This is a genomic window from Bradyrhizobium sp. (assembly GCF_019242285.1).
In the GTDB taxonomy this organism is placed as follows: Bacteria; Pseudomonadota; Alphaproteobacteria; order Rhizobiales; family Xanthobacteraceae; genus Bradyrhizobium.
The window spans coordinates 1-3,972 of record NZ_JAFAVV010000956.1; the positions used below are offsets into that span (position 1 = coordinate 1).

Genomic DNA, 3,972 nt, shown 5'->3' on the forward strand with positions numbered 1-3,972 from the left:
GCTCCCCGGTCGAAAACAGAATATCCAATTCCGCCTGCCCGCCGAACTGGCGGTGGGCGGAGTGGCAACTATCGCAACCGTTTAAGTGTCGAGAAAGAACCTGTAATGCCAATACCGTTCTTCAAGGAGCTGCGCATCGGCGGCTATCTCGTCAAGCAGAAGCTGCTTGGTCGAAAGCGCTATCCTCTCGTGCTGATGCTCGAGCCGCTGTTTCGCTGTAACCTCGCTTGCGCCGGCTGTGGCAAGATCGATTATCCTGATGCAATCCTCAACCGCCGCATGAGCGTGAAGGAGTGTCTTGATGCCGCCGACGAGTGCGGCGCACCGATGGTGGCCATCCCGGGCGGCGAGCCCTTGATCCACAAGGATATCGGCGCGATCGTAAAAGGCCTTGTTGCACGCAAAAAGTTCGTCTCGCTCTGCACCAACGCGCTGCTTCTGGAAAAGAAGCTGCACCTGTTCGAGCCGTCGCCCTACCTGTTCTTCTCGGTGCATCTCGACGGCCTGCGCGAGCACCACGACAGATCAGTGTCGCAGAAGGGCGTGTTCGACAAGGCCGTGTCGGCGATTAAGGCTGCCAAGGCCAAGGGGTTCACCGTTAACGTCAATGCCACCATCTTCGACGGCCATTCGGCCGAAGAAATCGCCAAATTCCTCGACTTCTGCACCGAGCTCGGCGTCGGCGTGTCGATGTCGCCAGGCTATGCCTATGAACGCGCACCGGACCAGGAGCACTTCCTCAATCGCACCAAGACCAAGCGGCTGTTCCGCGACGTTTTTGCGCTTGGCAGGGGCAAAAAGTGGAATTTCATGCATTCCGGCCTGTTCCTAGATTTTCTTGCGGGAAACCAGAATTTCGAATGCACGCCGTGGGGCATGCCCGCGCGCAATATCTTTGGCTGGCAGAAGCCCTGCTATCTGCTCGGCGAAGGTTATGCCAAGACCTTCAAGGAGCTGATGGAGACCACCGACTGGGACTCCTACGGTACCGGCAAGTACGAGAAGTGCGCCAACTGCATGGCACATTGCGGCTACGAGCCGACCGCGGCCATCGCATCGCTGAGCAATCCGTTGAAGGCGATGTGGGTGTCGCTGCGCGGGATCAGGACCAAGGGCCCGATGGCGCCGGAAATCGATCTCTCCTCGCAGCGCCCCGCGCAATACATCTTCTCGGAGCAGGTCCAGAAGAAGCTGTCAGAGATTCGCCGTGACGAGACTCTCGCCGCCCAGGCGAAAGCCGCCGCCCAGCAGAAAACCTCGACAGCCGCGTAGGCTCCTCAGCGCGCGATTGAAGTCCAGCCCGGTCGAGACCAGCGCACGCAAGGTGCGCGGGTTTCGGGCGACACCACGCAGCAGCAGGCGCAGATCGATCTCGCCATTCGGTTTGATCGCGCTGCGCACCAGCGCCGGCAGCGCGCGGCTCGCGGGGTCGCTGATGACCCGAAGCGCTGCGAACGGAAGCCCGGCATCGGCCGCGTAGGCGGCGGCGATGTGGCTCTCCATGTCGACGGCGACCGCCCCGGTCTCCGAATGCAGCGCGGCCTTGCAGGACAGGCCGGCCACCACTTCCTCGGCACCGGCGAGGCAGCCGCGCACGACGCGGCGGCGCCCCATCGTGACGCCTGCGATCAATTCGTCGTCGAGCGCGAGCCCCGCGAGCCAGCGGTCGTCGCCGGACATCACCTCGGTCGCCAGCACGACATCGCCGGATTTCAGGTTCGGATCGAGCCCTCCGGCCACGCCGAAGGAGATCACGCCTCGCACCGTCGCCGGATCGAAGCTATGCAACATCGCCCGCAATTGCCGTGGATCACTACTGCTGCAGATGACCGTCATGCCAGGTCCTTCTGCAATACGGGCTTCCTGGATCAAGCCAGTCACAATCAGAATGGGCCGCAGGTCGATCTCGCCCGCGGACCCGTCGTCCCCCAACCCCAAACTCACATCCCGACCCCTACCACCCTGCTGTTGGTATTCCTGAGGTTCCGATACCGCGCCAGCGCCCAAAGCGGAAAGAACTTCGGATATCCATGATATCGCAGGTAAAACACCCGAGGAAAGCCTGTTGCCGTGTAACGCTGCTCGTCCCACAACCCTTTTTCGGACTGTGTTGCAATTAAGTACTCAACGCCGCGAGCAATCACGGGATTCTCCGCCTCGCCCACCGCCATCAGGCCAAGCAAGGCCCATGCCGTTTGCGAGGCGGTGCTCGGTGCAGGCTGCAGACCCCGATAGTCGAGACGGTAAGTGGTGGCGTCCTCGCCCCAACCGCCGTCCTCGTTCTGGATCGAGACCAGCCAGTCGATCGCCTTGCGGACCATCGGATCCTGGTGGCTGACGCCAGCTGCGTTCAGCGCGCACAGCACCGACCAGGTGCCGTAAATGTAGTTCATGCCCCAGCGGCCGTACCAGGAGCCTTCGGCGAGCTGGGTGCGTCTGAGGTACTCGACGGCGGCGGCGACCTGCTTGTTGCTCGCGGCGGTCTCGCCGAGCTGGGCCAGCATGGAGATGCAACGGCCGGTGACGTCCTCGGTCGGTGGATCGAGCAGCGCGCCGTGGTCCGAGAACGGAATGTTGTTCAGATAATATTCGAGATTGTCGACGTCGAAGGCGGCCCAGCCGCCGTCGCGGCTCTGCATGCCTTCGATCCATTCGCGCCCCCGCGCGATCGCGGCATCATAGGCCAGCGTCCCGGTCTCGCGCTTCATGCGGTCCATCGACATCACGACGACCGCGGTGTCGTCGAGATCGGGATAGTGCGCATTGTTGTACTGGAAGGCCCAGCCGCCCGGGCGAACCTCGGGCCGCTTCACCGCCCAGTCGCCCTTGACGTCCAGCACCTGTTTCGGCACCAGCCAGTCCAATCCCTGCTTCGCGGCAGTGAGGTTCGCCTCGCCGCCGGCCTCGAGCATCGCGTGGCACGTGAGCGTCGTGTCCCACACCGGCGAGACGCAGGGCTGGCAATAGGCCTCCTCGTCGCCGACCACGAGCAGCTTGTCGAGCCCGCGCCGGGTCACGGCGCGCGGTGGAAAGTCCGGCCCCTTGCCGAGCGCATCGTACATCATCACGATGTTGGCCATCGGCGGATAGATCGCGCCCATGCCATCTTCGCCGTTCAGCCGCTCCTCGGTGAAGGCGAGCGCCGCATCGATTGCGCGCTGACGCAGCCTGTTCGGAAACAGTGGCTCGACGACGCGCAGCACGCCGTCGAGCGCGCGAAACAGCACGAACCAGCTCCAGCTCTGATGCGGCGCCTTCGCCGTCATCCCGATCGAGCGCGGGTCCTGCAGGAACAGCTCGTCGATGCCGACGCCTTTCCGGTTGCGCGCGCGCGGCTTCAGCGCCGCCAGCACCATCAGCGGCACCATCGTGGTGCGCGCCCAGTAGGAGATCTTGTTGAGGTGGAACGGTGACCACATCGGCAGCAGCATGATCTCGACGGGCAGCACCGGCACCGCCTTCCAGGTCAGCACCCCGAACATCGCCAGCGTGAAGCGCGTGAAGACGTTGCTGTTGACGGCGCCGCCCCGCGCGCGGATCGCCTCGCGCGCGCGGACCATGTGTGGCGCGTCGACGCCCTCGCCGATCATCTTCAACGCGAAATAGGCCTTCACGCTGGCGCTCATGTCGAACTCGCCGTCATGCACCAGCGCCCAGCCGCCATGCGCGCCCTGGGTTCGGCGCAGGTAGTTGGCAATCTTGGCTTCCAGAACGCCATCGACGGGCTCGCCGAGATGATGGCGCAGGAGAACGTATTCCGAGGGGATGGTGCCGTCGGCTTCGAGCTCGAACACCCAGTGCCCGTCCGGCTGGCGATGATCGAGCAGCGCGCGGGTTGCCGATGCGATGCTCGCTTCCAGCCCCGCGTCGGGTGCGGCGCCAATCGTGCTGTTGCTGGAATGGATATCGTTCGACATATCTGCAGTCATCCTTATCCGGTTTCATCGGAAACCGATTGTGATCTCCCGATCA

At 63.5% G+C, this 3,972-nt stretch carries 3 protein-coding genes; 1 reads left to right on the top strand and 2 read right to left on the bottom strand.

The features are described from left to right. Positions 1-105: 105 nt before the first annotated feature. A complete protein-coding gene (gene hpnH / locus JOY90_RS39195) occupies positions 106-1,272 on the top strand; it encodes an adenosyl-hopene transferase HpnH (RefSeq protein WP_291696436.1) in 1,167 nt (388 codons plus the stop codon). Here hpnH and JOY90_RS39200 read toward each other — a convergent pair. Next, positions 1,195-1,944, bottom strand: a complete 750-nt coding sequence (locus JOY90_RS39200) for a phosphorylase (protein ID WP_291696438.1) — start codon at positions 1,942-1,944, stop codon at positions 1,195-1,197. The genes hpnH and JOY90_RS39200 overlap by 78 nt on opposite strands. Beyond that, positions 1,941-3,917, bottom strand: coding sequence for a squalene--hopene cyclase (gene shc, locus JOY90_RS39205; protein ID WP_291696437.1), 1,977 nt, complete (start codon positions 3,915-3,917; stop codon positions 1,941-1,943). Before shc ends, JOY90_RS39200 begins: the two co-directional genes overlap by 4 nt. Between the last annotated feature and the right edge of the window lie 55 nt (positions 3,918-3,972).

Coding starts and splice junctions, on each gene's coding strand:
- hpnH (WP_291696436.1), top strand. CDS start 106: ATGCCAATACCGTTCTTCAAGGAGCTGCGCATCGGCGGCTATCTCGTC.
- shc (WP_291696437.1), bottom strand. CDS start 3,917: ATGTCGAACGATATCCATTCCAGCAACAGCACGATTGGCGCCGCACCC.